Source organism: Achromobacter sp. 1011791174 (assembly GCF_059760925.1).
Map to the genome: position 1 here is coordinate 1 of NZ_JCBANH010000192.1, position 2,786 is coordinate 2,786.

General features: G+C 69.5%; 5 protein-coding genes. 2 read left to right on the forward strand and 3 right to left on the reverse strand.

The window, feature by feature from the left end; all coding sequences use genetic code 11:
* Positions 1-58 precede the first annotated feature (58 nt).
* The 3 genes from AC6LJ5_RS30225 to AC6LJ5_RS30235 are packed head-to-tail and all read right to left on the reverse strand — an operon-like array spanning position 59 to position 1,667.
* Positions 59-550: a copper chaperone PCu(A)C gene (locus AC6LJ5_RS30225; protein ID WP_103271520.1), complete on the reverse strand. Its 492-nt coding sequence runs from the start codon at positions 548-550 to the stop codon at positions 59-61.
* Between the two features lie 19 nt (positions 551-569).
* Positions 570-1,469: a LysR family transcriptional regulator ArgP gene (locus tag AC6LJ5_RS30230; protein ID WP_498142441.1), complete on the reverse strand. Its 900-nt coding sequence runs from the start codon at positions 1,467-1,469 to the stop codon at positions 570-572.
* 36 nt (positions 1,470-1,505) lie between these two features.
* Complete coding sequence (locus tag AC6LJ5_RS30235) at positions 1,506-1,667, reverse strand: hypothetical protein (RefSeq protein ID WP_498142442.1); 162 nt, start codon at positions 1,665-1,667, stop codon at positions 1,506-1,508.
* Between the two features lie 132 nt (positions 1,668-1,799).
* Here AC6LJ5_RS30235 and AC6LJ5_RS30240 point away from each other — a divergent pair, with 132 nt between their 5' ends.
* Together AC6LJ5_RS30240 and AC6LJ5_RS30245 are read left to right on the forward strand one after the other, a co-directional pair.
* Positions 1,800-2,432, forward strand: a complete 633-nt coding sequence (locus tag AC6LJ5_RS30240) for a LysE/ArgO family amino acid transporter (RefSeq protein ID WP_103271522.1) — start codon at positions 1,800-1,802, stop codon at positions 2,430-2,432.
* Between the two features lie 76 nt (positions 2,433-2,508).
* Positions 2,509-2,786, forward strand: a 278-nt coding sequence (locus tag AC6LJ5_RS30245) for an antibiotic biosynthesis monooxygenase family protein (protein WP_498142443.1), incomplete at its 3' end; no start/stop codon positions are given.

The window sequence follows — 2,786 nt, forward strand, 5'->3', positions numbered from 1 at the left end:
TGCCCGCTCCGTGGAGCGGGCATCGCGCTTGCGCCTTGCTCGGCTGAGCGCCTGGCGCTCAGTGCTTCATCGAGCTGTGGTCGTGGCTCATGCCGGGGTTGTGCGCGGCGGGCTTGACCTTGAACTGGACGGCGACCTCGCCGGCCTTCTCGAACTTGAGCGTGGCGGGCACCGCAGCGCCTTCGGCGAAGGGGGCTTTCAGCTTGAGGAACATGACGTGATAGCCGCCCGGCGCCAGCTTGACCTCGCCGCCGGCGGGCAGCGCGATGCCGCCCTCGACCTGGCGCATCTTGGCCACGCCATCCTTGGTTTCCACGGTATGCAGCTCGACGCGCTCGGCGGCGCTTGAACTGACCGACAACAGGCGGTCGGCGGCCGTGGCCTTGTTGTCGATCTCCATGTAGCCCGCGCCATTGGACTGGCCCGGCGCCGAGGCGCGCACCCACAGGTCGTCGATCTCGACCTGGCCGGCCTGGTAGTCCTTGGCCCAGGCGGAACCGGCCGCGCACAGGCCCATGGCGGCGATGACTGCGAACTTGCGTAGTTTCATGCGTATGTCCTCCGGGAGATTAGCGCCGCCGCACCAGGCTGCGCGCGGCGGACAGGACCGAATCGGTCAGGGCTTCCATCGCCTCGGAGTTTACCCGCCAATGCTGCCAGTACAGCGGCACGTCCTCCCAGGCGCGGCCCCGCAGCAGCATCAGATGACCTGCGTCAAGGTGCTCCTGCACCAGCGGCAGCGGATTCATGGTCCAGCCCAGCCCGCCCAGCGTGGCCTGCACGAAGGCGCGGGTGGACGGCACCCACCAGACCGGCGGCTGCCAGGGCGCGGGATCCGAGATCTTGTGCGCGAAGCGGGCCTGCAACGCGTCCTTGCGGTTGAACACCAGCACCGGCGCCTGCGCCAGCGTCTGGGCGTTCACGCCCTGCGAGAAATAGCGATTGTGGAAGTACGGCGAGCAGGTCGCCACGTAGCGCATGCTGCCCAGCGCATGGATGCGGCAGCCCTGCACCGGATCGGCCAGCGTGGTCACCGCGCCCAGCACGGCGCCATTGCGCAGCAGCGCGGCCGTGTGGTCCTGGTCCTCGGACTGCATGTCCAGCGTGGCGCGGGTGCGCGCCGAAAACTGCAGCGCCGCCTCGACGAACCAGGTTTCCAGGCTGTCGTGGTTGACGGCGATGGGGATGCTGGCGTGCGGCACGTCGTCCTCGGCCACGCCCAGGCGGTTGAGCGCGTCGTGTTCCAGCAGCGCGGTCTGTTCGGCCAGCTGCACCAGCACCCGGCCGTCGGCGGTGGCGGCGGCGGGCACCGTGCGCTGCACCAGCAGCCGGCCCATGCGGTCTTCCAGCGCCTTGATCCGCTGCGACACCGCCGACGGCGTCACGCTCAGCGCCAGCGCGGCGCGCTCGAAACTGCCTTCGCGCACCACCGCCGCCAGGGCCCGCAGATTGCCGTGATCGATCTTCATAATTGAATTAGTTTTGCTTAAGATAATGAAGGAAAATTAGCTGTATTTCATGTGGCCGGCAAGCGACAATTCATCATGCCGGCACGCCTGCGCGCGCCGACGCCCCGCTTCATCGCCAGCCTCCCCAGGACGAAAAAGCCATTCCGGCATGCGCTTGCCGCCGCCGGAACGGGCCGGCTTGACGATGAAAACACCCATGCCGCGCACCACGCGCGCGCCCGCCGTCTCCGGAGGCCACCGGAAACGACCGGGCGCCGAACGCCTCGCGCGCGCCTGGGATTTGTAGCCATCGAGCGCCGGCACAGGCGCAGCAGCAAAGGTATCCGCATCATGTTCGCCACCCTGTCATCCCCCCTCTTCTTCACCGCCTGGGCCAGCGGCACGGCCACCGGGCTGGGCCTGTTCGCCGTCGTGGGCGCGCAAAGCGCGTTCATCCTGCGCCAGGGCCTGATGCGCGCGCACCTGGCCAGCGTGGTCGCCATCTGCGCGCTGATCGACGCCGTCTTCATCTTCGCCAGCGTGTCCGGCCTGCAGGCCCTGACCACCTGGTTCCCCTGGCTGACCACGGCCGTGCTGTGGTTCGGCGTGGCCTTCCTGTCCTGGTACGCGCTGCAATCGGCCCGCCGCGCCTGGAGCGCGAACGGCGGCCTGGCGGCGGCGCGCGAGGCCGTGCCCTCGCGCCGCGCGGCCATGCTGGGCGCGCTGGGCTTCTCGCTGCTGAACCCGCATTTCTGGCTGGACATGGTGGTGGTCGGCTCGCTGGCGCACGGCTTCGACGACGCCCGCATGGCCTTCGCCGCTGGCGCCCTCACCGCCAGCCTGCTGTGGCTGGCCGTGCTCAGCATCGGCTCGCGGCTGTTCGCCCCGTTCTTCGCCAGCGCCTCGGCCTGGCGCGTGCTGGACGGCATCATCGCCGTGATCATGGCCGCGCTGGCGGTCAGCCTGGCGCTCAAGGGCATCTGAGCCGCCCGGCACCCGCGTGGCGGTGGACCTGCCCCACCGCCGCCTTCCTCTCCGCCCCGTGCCCAGGAGCGCCGCCATGTACACCGCCACCTTCATCTTCGCCAAGAAGCAGTACGACGAGGATTTCCACCTGCTGGACGGCCGGATCGCCGAGGCCGCGCGCGCCCTGCCCGGCTACCTGGGCGAGGAGTCCTGGGAAGACCCGGCGCGCGGACTGATCAGCAATGTCTATTACTGGGAATCGCTGGACGCGCTGCAGGCGCTGATCCGGCACCCGCTGCACCAGCAGGCCAAGGCCGCCCAGTCCCGCTGGCTGGACGGCTACCGCGTCGTCATCGCGCAGGTGATCCGGCA